Source organism: Bradyrhizobium sp. in8p8, from assembly GCF_000426845.1.
Taxonomy (GTDB): Bacteria; Pseudomonadota; Alphaproteobacteria; order Rhizobiales; family Xanthobacteraceae; genus Bradyrhizobium; species Bradyrhizobium japonicum_C.
In genome coordinates, this window is sequence record NZ_AUGD01000007.1 from 46995 (window position 1) to 62772 (window position 15778).

The 15778-nt window shown below is 64.1% G+C and carries 16 protein-coding genes; 8 read left to right on the forward strand and 8 right to left on the reverse strand.

Annotated elements, in window-relative coordinates:
- Positions 1-44: 44 nt before the first annotated feature.
- A complete protein-coding gene (locus K408_RS0118640) occupies positions 45-899 on the reverse strand; it encodes a DUF1499 domain-containing protein (RefSeq protein WP_024340295.1) in 855 nt (284 codons plus the stop codon).
- Positions 900-1102: 203 nt separating this feature from the next.
- Positions 1103-2731 (reverse strand): fatty-acid--CoA ligase, encoded by a 1629-nt coding sequence (locus K408_RS0118645; protein ID WP_024340294.1) that lies wholly within the window; start codon positions 2729-2731, stop codon positions 1103-1105.
- Between the two features lie 65 nt (positions 2732-2796).
- Between K408_RS0118645 and K408_RS0118650 the strand changes: the two genes are divergently transcribed.
- Positions 2797-3897: an extensin family protein gene (locus tag K408_RS0118650; RefSeq protein ID WP_024340293.1), complete on the forward strand. Its 1101-nt coding sequence runs from the start codon at positions 2797-2799 to the stop codon at positions 3895-3897.
- A 33-nt stretch (positions 3898-3930) separates the two neighbouring features.
- Here K408_RS0118650 and K408_RS0118655 read toward each other — a convergent pair whose 3' ends face one another.
- On the reverse strand, positions 3931-4617 hold the full coding sequence (locus K408_RS0118655) for a L,D-transpeptidase (RefSeq protein ID WP_024340292.1): 687 nt from the start codon (positions 4615-4617) through the stop codon (positions 3931-3933).
- A gap of 336 nt (positions 4618-4953) precedes the next feature.
- Between K408_RS0118655 and K408_RS0118660 the strand changes: the two genes are divergently transcribed.
- Positions 4954-5931 carry a magnesium transporter CorA family protein gene (locus K408_RS0118660; RefSeq protein ID WP_024340291.1) on the forward strand — a complete coding sequence of 326 codons (978 nt, stop codon included), beginning with the start codon at positions 4954-4956 and terminating at the stop codon, positions 5929-5931.
- Between the two features lie 545 nt (positions 5932-6476).
- On the opposite strand, the gene K408_RS0118670 is transcribed toward K408_RS0118660, so the two are convergent.
- Both K408_RS0118670 and pdxH read right to left on the reverse strand, forming a co-directional pair.
- Complete coding sequence (locus K408_RS0118670) at positions 6477-7229, reverse strand: SDR family NAD(P)-dependent oxidoreductase (RefSeq protein WP_024340289.1); 753 nt, start codon at positions 7227-7229, stop codon at positions 6477-6479.
- Positions 7230-7279: 50 nt separating this feature from the next.
- Positions 7280-7921 carry a pyridoxamine 5'-phosphate oxidase gene (gene pdxH / locus K408_RS0118675; RefSeq protein ID WP_024340288.1) on the reverse strand — a complete coding sequence of 214 codons (642 nt, stop codon included), beginning with the start codon at positions 7919-7921 and terminating at the stop codon, positions 7280-7282.
- Between the two features lie 113 nt (positions 7922-8034).
- Here pdxH and K408_RS0118680 point away from each other — a divergent pair, with 113 nt between their 5' ends.
- Together K408_RS0118680 and K408_RS0118685 are read left to right on the forward strand one after the other, a co-directional pair.
- The gene (locus tag K408_RS0118680; protein ID WP_024340287.1) at positions 8035-8442 is read left to right on the forward strand and encodes an RT0821/Lpp0805 family surface protein; all 408 of its coding nucleotides are present in this window, start codon (positions 8035-8037) and stop codon (positions 8440-8442) included.
- A gap of 108 nt (positions 8443-8550) precedes the next feature.
- Positions 8551-9513: a DnaJ C-terminal domain-containing protein gene (locus tag K408_RS0118685; RefSeq protein ID WP_024340286.1), complete on the forward strand. Its 963-nt coding sequence runs from the start codon at positions 8551-8553 to the stop codon at positions 9511-9513.
- A gap of 365 nt (positions 9514-9878) precedes the next feature.
- Here K408_RS0118685 and K408_RS0118690 read toward each other — a convergent pair whose 3' ends face one another.
- Positions 9879-10649, reverse strand: a complete 771-nt coding sequence (locus K408_RS0118690) for an anti-sigma factor family protein (RefSeq protein ID WP_024340285.1) — start codon at positions 10647-10649, stop codon at positions 9879-9881.
- A 105-nt stretch (positions 10650-10754) separates the two neighbouring features.
- Positions 10755-11243, reverse strand: coding sequence for a sigma-70 family RNA polymerase sigma factor (locus K408_RS0118695; RefSeq protein ID WP_024340284.1), 489 nt, complete (start codon positions 11241-11243; stop codon positions 10755-10757).
- A 172-nt stretch (positions 11244-11415) separates the two neighbouring features.
- Between K408_RS0118695 and fabI the strand changes: the two genes are divergently transcribed.
- The 4 genes from fabI (at position 11416) to K408_RS0118715 (ending at position 15443) form a co-directional block, all read left to right on the forward strand.
- A complete protein-coding gene (fabI, locus tag K408_RS0118700) occupies positions 11416-12231 on the forward strand; it encodes an enoyl-ACP reductase FabI (RefSeq protein ID WP_024340283.1) in 816 nt (271 codons plus the stop codon).
- Positions 12232-12244: 13 nt separating this feature from the next.
- Positions 12245-12844: a histidine phosphatase family protein gene (locus tag K408_RS0118705; protein ID WP_024340282.1), complete on the forward strand. Its 600-nt coding sequence runs from the start codon at positions 12245-12247 to the stop codon at positions 12842-12844.
- 180 nt (positions 12845-13024) lie between these two features.
- Positions 13025-14113 carry a chorismate synthase gene (gene aroC, locus K408_RS0118710; protein WP_024340281.1) on the forward strand — a complete coding sequence of 363 codons (1089 nt, stop codon included), beginning with the start codon at positions 13025-13027 and terminating at the stop codon, positions 14111-14113.
- A 115-nt stretch (positions 14114-14228) separates the two neighbouring features.
- Positions 14229-15443 (forward strand): adenylate/guanylate cyclase domain-containing protein, encoded by a 1215-nt coding sequence (locus K408_RS0118715; protein WP_024340280.1) that lies wholly within the window; start codon positions 14229-14231, stop codon positions 15441-15443.
- Here the strand turns inward: K408_RS0118715 and clpS are convergent.
- Positions 15421-15726 (reverse strand): ATP-dependent Clp protease adapter ClpS, encoded by a 306-nt coding sequence (gene clpS / locus K408_RS0118720; RefSeq protein ID WP_024340279.1) that lies wholly within the window; start codon positions 15724-15726, stop codon positions 15421-15423. The two genes, K408_RS0118715 and clpS, sit on opposite strands and share 23 nt — an antisense overlap.
- Positions 15727-15778 lie beyond the last annotated feature (52 nt).

Here is a 15778-nt window from a genome sequence, read left to right on the forward strand (position 1 = left end):
TGGCAAATGGCATTGTCCATTCGCTGTTCGCCACCCCCCATTCGCTATTTCTTCACAGTCTTTGCCGGCGTCTTGGGCGGCGCGATCGGCGTCTTCTTCACGGGCTTGAGCGCGTCGGCGTCGGCAGCAGCGTTGAGATCGTCGATGAACTGCTTGACGCGCGCGGCGTTGCTGCCGAGGTCGCTGTCGAAATTGCGCGAGGCGGAGCGGATATCGACGCGAGAATCGTCGCCGTCTGCCACGACCCTGATCGAGACGTCCTCGCGGAAGCCCATGATCGGCGTACGCGCCACCGCCTCGATGCGGCCGATGCGGCGCGGCGGCTGCGGCGCGCGCTCGTCGATCACGATCCATTTGCGCTTATGGACGAGCTGGAGCGCGATCGCATAGGCGCGGTCGACCGAAATCTCGAGCTCAACGGGCTCGACTTCGGGATAGAAGCGGCGCTGCTGTTCTGCCGAGTAGAGGCCGGCATAGACTGCAGTATTGGTGCCGTCGCCCGTGCGCAGCCGCGCCAGCGCGTCGAAGCGCGGCGGGTCGATCGGGTCCGTGGTGATATCGTAGATCGGCGGCAGCTTGCGATATTGCAGGCCTAGATAGGCAGGGTAGGCGAGGATCGCCCCGTCGATCAGGAAGGCGAGCAGGATGCGCGCCATGCCACGCGAGCCGTTCTGCCAGATCGCGGCAAAGCCGGCCAGTCCGAACAGGATCGAGACGCCGGCGATCGCGAGCCCGCCGAGGAAAGTCGCAAGCGCCGGCTTCGGCTCCAGGAAGTCGAAGCGGACGATGATGATCGAGACCACCACCGCCACGACCGCGAACACGGCCAGATTGCGGGCCCAGATCGCAAGGCTCGACACGGGCTCCGACTGATAGGGAGCGGAAAACCTGCGGGCCATCGGGGTGAGCTCTGCCGGATGTTGAGGGCGGTGCCGGCCGGTCTGGCGCGACGATGCGCCGTTGAGACCACGGCCCGGGAGCAAATTCAAGGGAGACCGGACTGTTACTGGCCCGGCAGCCCGGGGCGATGCCAGCGGCATCGAACCCCGGTCGGCCCATTCCGGGACGGCGCTGTTTCAGCCGCCTGGAATGACGCTGATGCCTACGCCGCCGCGTTCGGGAAGCGGTAATCCTTGAACTGGTCGCGCAGCGCCGTCTTCAGGATCTTGCCGGTGGCCGTGTGCGGAATACCCTCGACGAAGGCGACGTCGTCGGGCATCCACCATTTGGCGATCTTGCCTTCCATGAACTTCAGGATGTCTTCGCGCGTGGCCTGCTGGCCCTGCTTGAGCTGCACGATCAGAAGCGGCCGCTCGTCCCATTTCGGGTGGAACACGCCGATCACTGCGGCTTCCGCCACGGCCGGATGTCCCACCGCTAGGTTCTCGAGGTCGATCGAGGAAATCCACTCGCCGCCGGACTTGATCACGTCCTTGGAACGGTCGGTGATCCGCATGTAGCCGTCCTCGTCGATGGTCGAGACGTCGCCGGTGTCGAAGAAGCCTTCCTCGTCGAGGATGTTGGTGTCGACGCGGTAATAGGCCTTGGCGACGGCGGGGCCGGAGACCTTCAGGCGGCCGAAGGTCTTGCCGTCCCAGGGCAGCTCCTTGCCGGCATCGTCGGTGATCTTCATCTGCACCGCGAAGGGCGCATAACCCTGCATCTGGAGCACGTCGAGCCGCGCCTCGCCGGTGGCATTCTGGAACGGCGGCTTCAGCGCCGCGACGCTGCCGATCGGGCTCATCTCGGTCATGCCCCAGGCGTGGCGGACGTTGGAGCCCATGTCGAGGAACGCCTTGATCATCGAGCGCGGCATCGCCGAGCCGCCGCAGATCACCATCTTCAGATCGGGAAGCTTGAGATTGTTGGCGGCCATGTGTTGGAGCAGCATCAGCCACACCGTCGGCACGCCCGCGGTGTGCGTCACCTTTTCGGTCGAGAGCAGCTCATAGACGGAGGCGCCGTCGAGCTTGGCGCCGGGCATCACCAGCTTGGTACCTTGCGAGGGTGCGGAAAATGCGATGCCCCAGCTATTGGCATGGAACAGCGGAACCACCGGCAGCATTGTCTCGGACGCACTCGTGCCGAGCGCGTCGACATTGTTGGCCATCAGCGCGTGCAGCACGTTGGATCGATGCGAATACAGCACACCCTTGGGATCTCCGGTCGTGCCGGAGGTGTAACACATCGCGGCAGCCGTGTTCTCGTCAAACTCCTTCCATTTGAATTTTCCGTCGGCTTCGGCAATCCAGTCCTCGTAGGCGACCACGTTCTTCAGAGTGGTCTCAGGCATATGCGCCTTGTCGGTGAGCACGATGTAGCGCTCCACGCTCGGCAGCTTGTCGGCGATCTTCTCCAGGATCGGAACGAAGGTGATGTCGGTCATCACGATGCGATCCTGCGCATGATTGATGATCCAGGCGATCTGCTCGGGGAAGAGGCGGGGATTGACGGTATGGCAGATCGCACCGATTCCCATGATGCCGTACCAGACTTCGAGATGGCGCCAGGTGTTCCAGGCGATCGTAGCGACACGGTCGCCGAGCTTGATGCCGCCGCGTTCCAGCATCTGCGAGACCTTCAGTGCGCGCTTGTGGATCTCGGCGTAGTTGGTGCGATGGATTGGTCCCTCGACCGAGCGTGTGACCACCTCCTGCTTGCCATGAATCCTGGCGGCGTGTTCGATGATCCGGTGGCAGAGCAGGGGCCAATCTTGCATCAAACCAAGCATTCCGACGTTCCTCCGAGAAGTCGCTGGGCGCGTGTTCGCTCTCAGCGTTGGGCCAAAGAATTGTCATGACTTTTAGCGTGCCGGACTTTCGCCGCAAATGGTCTTATCGCGGCTTTATGTCCGCTGGCGCAGCAATGGTTACCGCTGCGCTGGGCCTGTTGCTCGTGTCCGCAGAGAGAGCCGAGGCCCGGAAATATCCTGCGCCCCTGGATCTCTTCGGCCTTGGTACAGCACGCCCGCGCGCGGCCGTCCATGCTGCCAGGATTCCGCTGCCCAGACCGCGGCCGGCCGAGGCTCCCAAGGCACCGGAACAGGCATCGGAAAAGCCGCCGGTCGTGCCTCCGCCCGCGGCAGAGGAAAAGCCGTCTCCGGACCAGCCGGGCGCCGACAAGCCCGCCGAGGTGGCATCGCCACCCCAGAAAGAAGCCTCGCCCTGCCGCCTCGCGCTGACCGAGGACATCGCGATTGCGCCTTCAATCCCCGACATCCGCGGCCCCGGCGCCTGTGGTGGCGAGGATCTGGTTCGGCTGGAGGCCGTCGTGCTTCCGGACAAGCGCAAGGTGACGGTCAAGCCGGCGGCGATCCTTCGCTGCACCATGGCGTCCGCGATCGCCGATTGGCTGCGCAAGGACGTGGTGCCGCTGGCCAGCAGCCTCGGCTCGCCTGTCAACGAGCTCGACAATTTCGATTCCTTCGAGTGCCGGGGCCGCAACCGGGTCGCAGGCGCGACGCTGTCGGAGCACGGCAAGGCGAATGCGATCGACATTCGTGGCATCAAGCTCGCCAATGGCCAGTCGATCGGCCTCACCGATCGCACCCTGTCGCGCGAGGTGCGTGAGCGCGTGCTGCACTCGGTCTGCGCGCGCTTTTCCACCGTGCTCGGTCCGGGCTCGGACTGGTACCACGAGGACCACATCCATCTGGATCTGGCGCAGCGGCGCAACGACTACCGGATCTGTCAATGGAATGTGTGGGATCCGCTGCCGCAAGTCGCCCCACTGCTGCCGGCGGAGCGTCCCGAGGAAGCGCCGCCGCGAGAGGTTGCGGCCAGACCAGAGGCAAATGAAGGGACCGATGACGAGGCGGAGAAATCCCATGCGCCTAAAAACAACTCGGAGCCCGAGAAGGCCCGAGCGTCCAAGCCGGCAACGAAAAAGCGCCGGTGAAACCGGCGCTTTGGATGTCGGCCGTTGTGGCGATCAGTAGCTTGCTGCCTGGCCGGTTTGGCTGCTGCCCAGCGCCAGTCGCGAGTTGTGCGGGGAGTCGCCGTGCTTCGGCTCGAGCACCACGACGAGGGTACCGACCTTGACGCGATCATAGAGATCGATCGCGTCCTCGTTGGTCAGGCGGATGCAGCCGGACGAGATCGAGGCGCCGATGTATTCCGGCTGGTTGGTGCCGTGGATGCGGAACAGCGTGTCCTTGCCCCCCGAATAGAGGTACAGCGCACGGGAGCCCATCGGATTGTCCGGGCCGGGGGCGACATAGGTCGGCACGCCCAGGCGCGAAATTTCGCTGGGGGTGGGGTGCCAGGCAGGCCACTCGGTCTTGCTGCCCACCTTGGCGATGCCCGACCAAGCCATGGCCTCTTCGCCGACGGTGATGCCGTAGCGGATCGCCTTGCCGCCCTCCAGCACGTAATAGAGATAGTGGTTGTCGGAATCGACCACGATCGAGCCAGGCGCTTCCTTGCGATGGAACTCGACGATAGCACGGCGGAACGGCTCCGCGACCGGGGTATTCTCGTATTTGACCTTGGCGAGGAGTTCCTTGTCCTTCGGCTTGAATGCCTTGGTGTCGGTCGCCTCATAGCGCGTGGCCTGCATACAGCCCGACAACAGCAGGCCAGCGGCCAAAATCCCAAATGTAAATTTCAGCGACGACATGGTTTGGTTCCAATCAAAACAATACCGTGCGGAAGGCTTGGCTTGGCGCCCAAGCTCCTCGACTCCGTTAATCCATTATCGTTGAAATCTGCCACAATTCCAGCACTGAAGGCCGTCTGCCGGGCCGCGGGGGGCCAGCTGTGACTTTTGTGCCGCAAATTTGGCGGTCCTATACGGCGTTTCTTGAGCCAGAGGCGTCAGACTGTCGATTTCGTGCAACAGTCGGGACCTGGGCCGCCGTAGATGTAAACACCCCGTTAATGTTGTTGTCATCGTGAACCTGTCAGAATCGCGGTAAGGGCTGTCATTCTGTCGGCAGGATCTCTGGAGCTTTTCATGTTTTCGGTGTTTGTTCCCTCCGAGTCCGCCCTCAAGAAGGCCGTGATCGAGGACCTTGCGGCAGTGCCGGAGAGCGCCGTCTGGATCGACCTCGTCAATCCAAGCGCGGCCGAGGACAAAGCGGTGGAGCGGCTCGCGGGCATCGCCATCCCGACCCGGGAAGACATGCAGGAGATCGAGATCTCCAGCCGCCTTTATATGGAGAACGGCGCGCGCTACATGACTGCGACGCTGATGTGTCACTCCGATACCGACATGCCTCGGACCACGCCGGTGACCTTCATCCTCGGCGACCACCGGCTGGTGACGGTGCGCTACGACCTGCCGAAGCCATTCGCCCTGGTCGAAGCCAAGCTCGCCCGCTCCTGCACGCCGGCGGTTACTGGCGAGATGGTGCTCATGGAGCTGCTGGACGCCGTGATCGACCGCTGCGCTGACATTCTGGAGCGTTGCGGCGCCGACATCGATCAGGTCTCCCATGACATCTTTGAGCCTGAGAGCGAGCGTCACGGGCAGGCAAAGAGATATTCCCAGATCCTGATCTCGATCGGCCGCAAGGGCGATCTGACCTCGAAGGTTCGCGAGAGCCTGGTGTCGATCGGCCGCGTCGTGACGTTCCTGTCCGCGGTGGTCGAGGGCGTGAAATGGTCGAAAGACATGCGCGAGCAGCTCAAGACCATGCAGCGCGACGTGGCGTCACTGACCGACCATGCCTCCTATCTTTCCAACAAGATCACCTTCGTGCTCGATGCCATGCTCGGCGTCGTCAATCTCGAGCAGAACAACATCATCAAGCTGTTCTCGGTGATGGCCGTCGTCCTGATGCCGCCGACGCTGATCGCCTCGGTCTACGGCATGAACTTCAGGGTGATGCCGGAACTCGAATGGGTGCACGGCTATCCGATGGCGCTGGTGATGATGCTGATCGCGGCGATCGTCCCGTACTGGATCTTCAAGTGGAAGAAGTGGCTGTAGGCGTCATGCTCGAGCAAAGATGCCTACCGGGACCTTACGCCGCTCGCATAGACGCGGTCGATCGTGTCGCAGAATAGATCGGGATTGAGGCGGCGCTGTGATGCGTGCGTCGTGCCGCAATTCCTCCGGTAAAATTTGAGCGGTGGGCTGAACGTTTGCGCGAAACTTGTCTGCGATAAGCAGCGCGTAGCCGCGAGGAACAGCCATGGTTGAGAAACACATAACGTCGCCCCGCAACGTCATCGACCTGGCGAACTACCGCCAGGTCCTGACGAGCGGCAAGGCGCCGTCGATGTCGGCACGCATGTGCCGGCACTGTGGTGCTCCGCTGCTCGATGGTGAGAATGACGACGACTGCTCGACCGCATTCAGCACGGCCGCTCCGCGGCCGCGCGAAAGGTCACGTCGGATTCGACTCGATTGAGGAACGGAAGGTAAGGGCGATCCAGGTCTTGCGGCGGCGTTGTCTGGATCGCCTTGCTTCTCTAAGAGCTAGATCTCGTCATTGCGAGGAGCGAAGCAATGGCGGATGGATAGAGGACAGCCTACACGTGCTGGCCGCCGTTGATGTGGATTTCGGCGCCGTTGACGTAGGAACTGGTTTCCGTACACAGCACGTAGATGATCTTGGCCACCTCGTCGGGCGTGCCGAGGCGATGCATCGGAATCTGCTGCTCGACGATCTTCTCGGTGCCCGGCGACAGGATCGAGGTGTCGATCTCGCCAGGTGCAATCGCGTTGACGCGCACGCCGACGCGGCCGAAGTCGGACGCCATCTCGCGCGTCAGCGAGGCAAGGGCGGCCTTCGAGGTCGCGTAGGCGGCGCCTGCGAAGGGGTGCACGCGCGAGCCCGCGATCGAGGTGACGTTCACCACCGAGCCCTTGGCCGCCTTCAATTCCTCGATCAGTCCGCGGGCCATCATGATCGGCGCGAAGAAGTTGACGTGGAAGACGTGCGTCCAGGTGTCGAGGTCGGTGTCGACCGAGCCGAGCCGCGTGCCGCCCGGTCCCTTCGGCGAGATCGCGGCATTATTGACCAGCGCGTGCAGCGTGCCGCCCTCGAGCCGGTCGCGAATTTCGGAGATCGCACGCGTTGTGTCCGCCGGGTTGCCGAGGTCGACCTGGATGTGGTCTTCAGGGCCGGCGTCCCACGGGCAGTCCTCCGGGAATGGATGCCGCGAGCAGGTGATCACCCGCCAGCCTGCAGAAGAGAAACGGATCACCGTGGCGTGGCCGATACCGCGGCTGGCTCCGGTCAGGAGCAGAGTGCGACGCGGCGCATTGGACGAATGCGGCATGGACATCTTTCAGGTCGGCGCAAGTCTCAAGATAAGGTTCAAGATGAGTCTCAAGGATACATCCGCGTCTTGGACCATTTCTGGCCGGCCGCGTCACGGCGAAATTCGATGCGGTCGTGCAGCCGGAACGGGCGGTCGTGCCAGAACTCGATCCGCAACGGCGTGATGCGCCAGCCGCTCCAGCCTGGCGGCCGCGGCACGTCCCCGATGACGTATTTGGCCGCAACCTTGGCGATGGCTTGTTCGAAGGCGAAGCGGCTCTCCAGTTCTTGCGACTGCTTGCTCGCCCAGGCGCCGATCTGGGCCTGCTTGGGGCGGGTGGCGAAATAGGCGTCGGCTTCAGTGTCGGTCACCGGCGTCACGTTGCCGCGGATGCGGACCTGACGGCGCAGCGACTTCCAGTGAAAAAGTAACGCTGCCTTAGGGTTTGCGGCGAGTTCGCGGCCCTTCTGGCTGGCGATGTGGCTGTAGAAGACGAAACCCTCGGTATCGAATCCCTTCATCAGCACCATGCGCACGTCAGGCAGCCCGTCAGAGTCCACCGTCGCGAGCGCCATGGCGTTGGGATCGTTCGGCTCGCTCTTGATCGCCTCGTTCAGCCAGGCCTCGAACAGCGCAAATGGCTCGTCGGCGGCGGTGAAATCACCGGATGTTAAGGGTGTCTGGTGTTTCATCGAGGTCGTGTCGGTCATGTCTGGAGTCCGAGTTGCGTCCCGCGGCCCAAAACGCGTTGTTGTCCGCTAACGCCCTATATAGGGCATGGGAACGCGTTGGCCTATCGGCGATCCGGCCCTCCGGCTTTGTCATGACCGTCGTTCTCGTCGGCCTCGGTGCCGGCGGCTGCAGCTTTTCCCGCAATGAACAGAGCGCCTACGCCAAGGTCGACGACAGCGACCTCACCGGCTCGATCGCGCGGCCGGCGAAGGACGCGTCCCCGACCGAGACCGATCTCGCCTTCACCCGCAACGCCGCCTCCGATGTCCTCAGCAAGGGGGACAAGGATTCCAGCCAGCACTGGGAGAATCCGGAAACGGGCGCGCGCGGTTCGGTGACGCCGATCGCGCAGTCCTATGCGGCCGAGGACGGACGCAAGTGCCGCGACTTTCTGGCAAGCTACGTCAACGGCAGTACCGAAAGTTGGCTGCAGGGAGCCGGCTGCCAAAGCGGCCGTGGCCGTTGGGAGATTCATACGCTAAAGCCGTGGCGCAGCTAGGTTCAGGACGCGCTCCTAGTTGCAAAAATGCCACTCTCTTCCCACATGATCGGCAGGTGGGGCGGGGAGCCCTTTGGACAATTCGATTTCTTGAAGGAGATGTGACGAATGCGCGACCCCTATGAGGTCTTGGGGGTGCCGCGGAGCGCCAGCGCTGCCGCGATCAAGAGCGCCTATCGCAAGCTGGCCAAGAAGCACCATCCGGACAGCAACAAGGGCGATCCCAAGGCGGCCGAGCGCTTCGCCGAGATCAACTCGGCCAACGAGATCCTCGGCGACGAGGATAAGCGCAAACAGTTTGACCGCGGCGAGATCGATGCCGACGGCAAGCCGCGCTTCCAAGGCTTTCCGGGCGGCGGAGGCCCGCGAGGCCGTGCGGGTCCGGGCGGGTTCGAAAGCTATACGTTCCGGAGCGGCGGCGCGGGCGGCCCGGGCGGTGGTGCGTTCGAGGATATCCTCAACAGCATGTTCGGCGGCGGCATGCGCGGTGCCCGGCCGGGGGCCGGCGGCGGCGCCCAGTTCGACTTCGATACCGGCGGCATTGGGCTCGATCTCGACGTGAATGTTGCCATGTCCGTCTCGCTGGAGGAGTCGGTCAAGGGTGGCGAGAAGCGCGTCCGGCTGCCGACGGGCAAGGAGCTCAACGTCAAGATTCCGGCTGGTGTCTCCGAGGGCCAGCAGATTCGGCTCCGGGGGCAGGGTGAGAGCGCACAGGGCCATCCGCCCGGCGATCTCCTGATCACCATCAACATCGCGCCGCACCCGTTCTTCAAGGTCGAAGGCGCCGACCTCCGGATCGACCTGCCGGTCACGCTCTACGAGGCGGTGCTCGGCGGCAAGGTCCGCGTGCCGACCCTCGGCAACGCCGTGGAGCTCTCGGTCCCGAAAAACACCTCTAGCGGCCGGACCTTCCGGCTGAAGGGCAAGGGCCTGCCAAAAGCTGGCGGGACCGGGGATCTCTTCGTCACTGTCAGGATTATGCTACCGGACGGGAACGACGCCGAGCTTGAAGCATTGATGGAAAAGTGGCGGGACCAACACCCCTACAATCCGCGGAGTGGGCTCGGTTAGGGCGCTATCCGAGCCGCCTCGACGCGGGGAGCATTCTCTTCCCGAAAGGATAATGCTCAGCTTGCGCCTGAAGCGCGCATCGCGCTTCGACGTGGACGCATACGACGTGTCGGCTGTCCGGCGGGACAGTCGATAAAAGGTGCGGCCTCGAGAGGGGGACCAGCGCGGTACCAAAGCCCCAATCGAGGCCGCCCGCGTCGATCGGCGGATCGAACGCCGCTCATTTTCGCGTGATCATCCGGTGCGATAATGAGACGCGTCGATGTCTTCATTCCAAATTTTCAATGACGGAATCGAGGCGCGACGTTTCCGGCCTCTTCTTGGCGATCCGATGCATTGCTTCGGCGGTGGCCCGGCCGTCCGATTTAGCTGCCGTTCTTTTCGGCCTGGTCGTAGACCGCCTGCGCGACCTTGGTCAGCCGGTCGCGATCATTGCCGCCGCTGACGACATAGCCGACGCCGCGCTCGGCCCAGAACAGCGCCCCGTCCTTGTCCGCCTTGGCGTAGCGCATCTGCGTCGCGCCGTTGTCGGTCTTGGCCGTGTAGATCGTGTACCGCTCGCCCGAGGTGCCCTCATACATCAGGAACGACGCCGGACCGTTCGGTCCCGGCAGAAGCCGGCCGCCGACGAGCTTCAGCCCGCTGGCTTCCAGGTTCGGCGCGAGTACGGTCCAGCCGCAGCGTCGGGTCAGCCAGGCCTGCAGATGGTCACGCTCGTTGCCGCCGACTTCGACGGGGTGGCGGACCTCGACGACATAGAGGCGGTGGGCGTCGAGCGCATCCGCCGTAAGACTCTGGAACGTGGAGGGTGCGTTGGCGGCACCATGCGCGACCCAACCAGCCGTGCCGCCGGCCACGAAAGCAACCAACGCCGCCGCGGCCGCGCCGTAAAGCCATTGCCGCGGGCGGCGCTCCAGCCGCTCCAGCTCCAGCCGTGCTGGTACCGGCTCGTGGGCGATGCCGTCGTAGCGAGCGTGCAGCATCTCGGCCATGGTGCGCCAGGACTGCACGCGCTCGGCCTCGTCGGGATGGGCAGCAAGCCAAGCCTCGACGTCGGGGCGGCGCTCGACCGGCAACTCGCCGTCGACATAGGCGTGCAGTTCGTCCTCGGTCACTGCGATCTTGCGGTCGTTCATATCGCTCGTCTCTGGCTCTGCGGCCCAAAAAATCGTCCGTGGTTCAACTTCGCTCGCGCCCTCGGCAGGCTGCGAGCGCACCTTGCGCAATGCATCACCCTGTCCTCATTTCACTCGCCTGAGCACCGGGCGCTCGCCCTCCAGCGAGGCTTTGACGTGGGCGCGGGCGCGGGCGAGGCGCGACATCACGGTGCCGATCGGCACCCCCTGGATATCGGCGACCTCGCGATAGCTCATGCCTTCCAGCATCACCAGGAGCAGCACAGAGCGTTGCTCCTCGACCAGCGTCGCCAGTGCCTTCTCGATGTCGCGTCCTTCTGCCTCCGTCCCGCTGGCGTCCGGGTTGTTCTCCGTCAGCGGCATGAATTGAGGCCGCCTCGCCAGTGAGCGCCGCCGGTTCTTGTTGAGGTTGGTCAGGATCGTATAGAGCCAGCTCCTGACGTCGCCTCCGAGAAACAGCCGCTCCGAACGCAACGCGCGGACCAATGTATCCTGGACCAGATCGTCGGCCGTATCCGCGTCGCGCGTCAGCGCGCGGGCATAGCGGCGCAGCGCCGGGATCATGGCTTCCACATTCTGGCGAAACGCATTCATTGCGGTCTTGACGTCCCGGTATCAGGCGCGAGCGCCTCAGTGATCATAACACCCGAATGGAACAGCTATTCCGGCGCTCGAAACAGCGTTAACGCCGCGTATTAGGACTGTACCGCAGGGGAGGGCTGGTGTACCTCCAGACCTCAACGAGAGCTCGACGGGACGTTCAAAAATGGCGCAGAATTCAGGTCTGATGCAAGGCAAGCGCGGGGTCATCCTCGGCGTCGCCAACAACCGCTCGATCGCCTGGGGCATTGCCAAGGCCTGCCACGCCGCCGGCGCCGAACTCGCTTTCACCTATCAGGGCGATGCGCTGAAGAAGCGCGTCGAGCCGCTCGCCGCCGAGATCGGCGGGCTCGTGCTCGGCCATTGCGACGTGACGGATGCCGCGACCATCGATGCCGCCTTTGCCGTGCTGAAGGAGAAGTGGGGCAAGATCGACTTCCTGGTGCACGCGATCGCCTATGGCGAGCAACTCGACGGCCGCTACGTCGACACCACGCAGGAGAATTTCTCGAAGTCGATGCTGATCTCCTGCTATTCGTTCACGGCGGTGGCGCAGCGCGCCGAGAAGCTGATGACGGACGGGGGCTCGCTCATCACGCTGAGCTATTACGGCGCTGAAAAGTGGATGCCGCATTACAACGTGATGGGTGTGGCGAAAGCGGCGCTGGAAGCCAGCGTGCGCTATCTCGCCGCCGATCTCGGCGAGAAGAACATCCGCGTCAACGCCATCTCGGCAGGGCCGATCAAGACGCTCGCCGCGTCCGGCATCGGCGATTTCCGCTATATCCTGAAGTGGAACGAATACAACGCGCCGATGCGGCGCAACGTCTCGACCGAAGACGTCGGCGGCAGCGCGCTGTATCTCCTCTCCGACCTCTCACGCGGCGTTACCGGCGAGGTGCATCACGTCGATTCCGGCTATCACGTGCTGGGCATGAAGCGCCCGGACGCGCCGGACATCTCGCTGGGCGGGAAGGACTAGCCTCGAATCTGGAATGGCCGTGCCCACGATCTACTTCCTGCGCCATGGCGAGACCGAGTGGAACGCGCTCGGGCGATTGCAGGGCACCAAGGACGTTCCGCTCAACGCGCGCGGCCGCAGTCAGGCCGTGCACGCTGCCGGTGTTCTGGCCGATTTGTTCAAGCGCGATGGCAAGGACAGTGCCGCGCTGCCCTATGTGTCGAGCCCGCTCGGACGTGCGCGTCAGACCATGGAGCTCGCGCGCGGCAAGCTTGAGCTGCCGCCTGCCGACTATTCCCTTGACGATCGCCTCCGCGAGATCGGCTACGGCAGTTGGGAAGGTTTGACGCTGGCCGAGAGCGAGGCCTCCGATCCGGACGTCTATGCGAAGCGTCTCGCCGACAAATGGACGGTCGCGCCCGCGGGTGGCGAGACCTACGCGGCGGTGCAGCTGCGCATGCTGGACTGGTACGAGTCGCTTCTGGTCGATACCGTCGCGGTGGCTCATGGCGGGACCTGCCGGGCCCTGATGGTGGCCTTGGGGCTCGAGACCCCCGCCGGCGCCGCCGAGCTCTTCATCGAGCAGGGCGCCGTGTACGTGTTCCGCGACGGGCGGCTGGAGAAGTTCAGCTAGGCCTGAGTTTTTCGCCATTCCGGGCGATGCGGAGCATCGAACCCGGAATCTCGAGATTCCGGGTTCGCCCTCCGGGCGCCCCGGAATGACGGGAACGGGGTTGAACGCCATGCCCCTCAGGGCTACGAACGTTGACAAACAACGTTTATGTAAAACGTCAACGCTAGGCGGCAGTTCGGCATGTCCTTCAACACCTTCGGCCACATGTTCCGCGTCACCACCTTCGGCGAAAGCCATGGGGTGGCGATTGGCTGCGTGGTCGACGGCTGTCCGCCCATGATCCCGCTGACCGAGGCCGACATCCAGAAGGACCTCGACCGGCGCCGGCCCGGACAGTCGCGCTTCACCACTCAGCGCCAGGAGCCGGACCAGGTGAAAATCCTGTCCGGCGTGATGGCGCATCCGGAGACCGGCGAGCAGGTGACGACAGGCACGCCGATCGGGCTTCTGATCGAGAACACCGATCAGCGCTCCAAGGACTATTCCGAAATCAAGGACAAGTTTCGTCCCGGTCATGCCGACTTCACCTATGAGGCGAAGTACGGCCTGCGCGACTATCGCGGCGGTGGCCGCTCATCCGCGCGCGAGACCGCAACGCGCGTCGCCGCTGGTGCGATCGCGCGAAAAGTGCTGCCCGACGTCAGGGTGCGCGGCGCTCTGGTGCAGATGGGCCCGTACAAGATCGACCGCGCCAAGTGGGACTGGGACGAGATCGCCAACAATCCGTTCTTCTGTCCCGACAAGGACAAGGCCGCGTTCTTCGAGACCTATCTCGACGGCATCCGCAAGAACGGCTCCTCGATCGGCGCGGTGATCGAGGTCGTCGCGGAAGGTGTACCGGCAGGTCTTGGCGCGCCGATCTACGCCAAGCTCGATTCGGATCTCGCAGCCGCGATGATGAGCATCAACGCGGTGAAGGGCGTCGAGATCGGCGCCGGCTTCGGCGCGGCCGAGCTCACCGGGGAGGAGAACGCCGACGAGATGCGCACCGGCAATGACGGCACGCGCTTCCTGTCCAACCATGCCGGCGGCGTGCTGGGCGGCATCTCCACCGGCCAGCCGGTCGTGGTGCGCTTCGCGGTGAAGCCGACCTCGTCGATCCTGCAGCCGCGTCTCACCGTCGATCGGCAGGGCGCTGATACCGAGATCTTCACCAAGGGGCGCCACGACCCCTGCGTCGGCATTCGTGCCGTTCCCGTCGGCGAGGCCATGATGGCCTGCGTGCTTGCCGATCACTTCCTGCGCGATCGCGGGCAGGTCGGACGTTGATGACCTTCCCTTCCCGTCGGGAAGAGGTGAGCGCATTTGCGGCCAAACCGTCTGTCACGGCACTAGGCGACGGCGCAGCTTGACGGCCCCGCAACTTTCGTCCCCAAATGCGGCCATGAACAGCTCCGAGCTTCGCCGCGTCTGCGATTGGCTGATCGACGGCGCGTGGTCGGCGGCGGAGCCGGCCGAGATGATCGCCGACTTCTGCGAACGTCTGGTCGCGGCCGGTCTGCCGCTGTGGCGGTTCGGCATATTCATCCGCACGCTGCATCCCGAAATCTTCGGCCGCAACTTCATCTGGCGGCGAGGTCAGGAAGTCGAGATCGGCGCTGTTGATTTCGAGATCCTGGACACGCCCGAATTCGCCCGCAGCCCGCTTCGCGTTGTGTTCGAGCAGGGCATCGAGGTGAGGGGACGCCCGAGCGATCCCGACAGCAAGCGCTTTCCGTTCCTCGATGACATGCGGGCTGAAGGTGCGACCGACTATGTCGCGGTGCCGATGCCCTTTCTCGACGGCTCCGTCCACGCAACGAGCTGGATCACGCAGCAGCCCGGCGGCTTCAGCGATGGCGACATCGCGGCGATCCGCTGGATCATAGCGCCGCTCGCGCGCGTCAGCGAGATCATCAGCCTGCGCCGCACTGCCGAGATGCTGCTCGACACCTATGTGGGCAACCGTGCCGGCGCGCGCATTCTCGGCGGCCAGATCCGCCGCGGTCACAACGACACCATGCAGGCGGCGATCTGGCTATCGGACCTGCGCGGCTTCACGGCGCTATCGGACCGGCTGCCACCAGAGACAGTGGTCACGATCCTCAACCACTATTTCGACTGCCAGGTCGCCGCAATCCGCGGCCATGGCGGCGAGGTGCTCAAATTCATGGGCGACGGCCTGCTCGCGGTGTTTCCGATCGACGAATATGTCGGCGATGCCGCTGATGTCTGCGCGGGCGTGCTTGAGGCGGCGCGCGAGTCCCGCGCCAGCGTCGAAGCGCTCGCCATCCCTGTCGGCGATGCCGTCGAGCGCTTCCGCTTTGGCGTCGCGCTCCACGTCGGCAACATCCTCTACGGCAATATCGGCGGCGGCAACCGCCTCGACTTCACCTGCATCGGCCCTGCCGTCAATCTTGCAGCAAGGCTCGAGAAGATCACGGGGCGCCTGGGGCGGACGGTCGTCGCCTCGGAAGGCTTTGCCAATGTTTGTCGGCACGATTGGCTCGAACTCGGCGAATTTCCGATCGCGGGATTTTCCAAAGCGCAGCGCGTGTACGGGCTGGCGGATGAAGCGTACGCGCAGGCGGCTGAGCCTATTCCTCCGGCTCGGTCGTGAACAGCAGCGGATAGCCCTTGGCGCGGCCGGCGTCGGTGGCTCGCGTCGCCTTGGTCTCGGCCACGTCCTTGGTGAATACCGCGACGACGCAGGCGCCAAGCTTGTGGGCGGTGATCATCACCTTGTAGGCCTGATCCTCGGTCATGCGGAATTCGGCCTTCAGCACCATGGTGACGAATTCGCGAGGCGTGTAGTCATCGTTGATCAGGATGACCTTGTGCAGCCGCGGCCGCTCGACCTTGGTCTTTGTCTTGGTTTTCGGCTTGCTGACGGTGTCGTTCATCGTATCCTGAAACCCCGGCCCTGATGAGCTCCAGCCGTTTCATCATAATGCA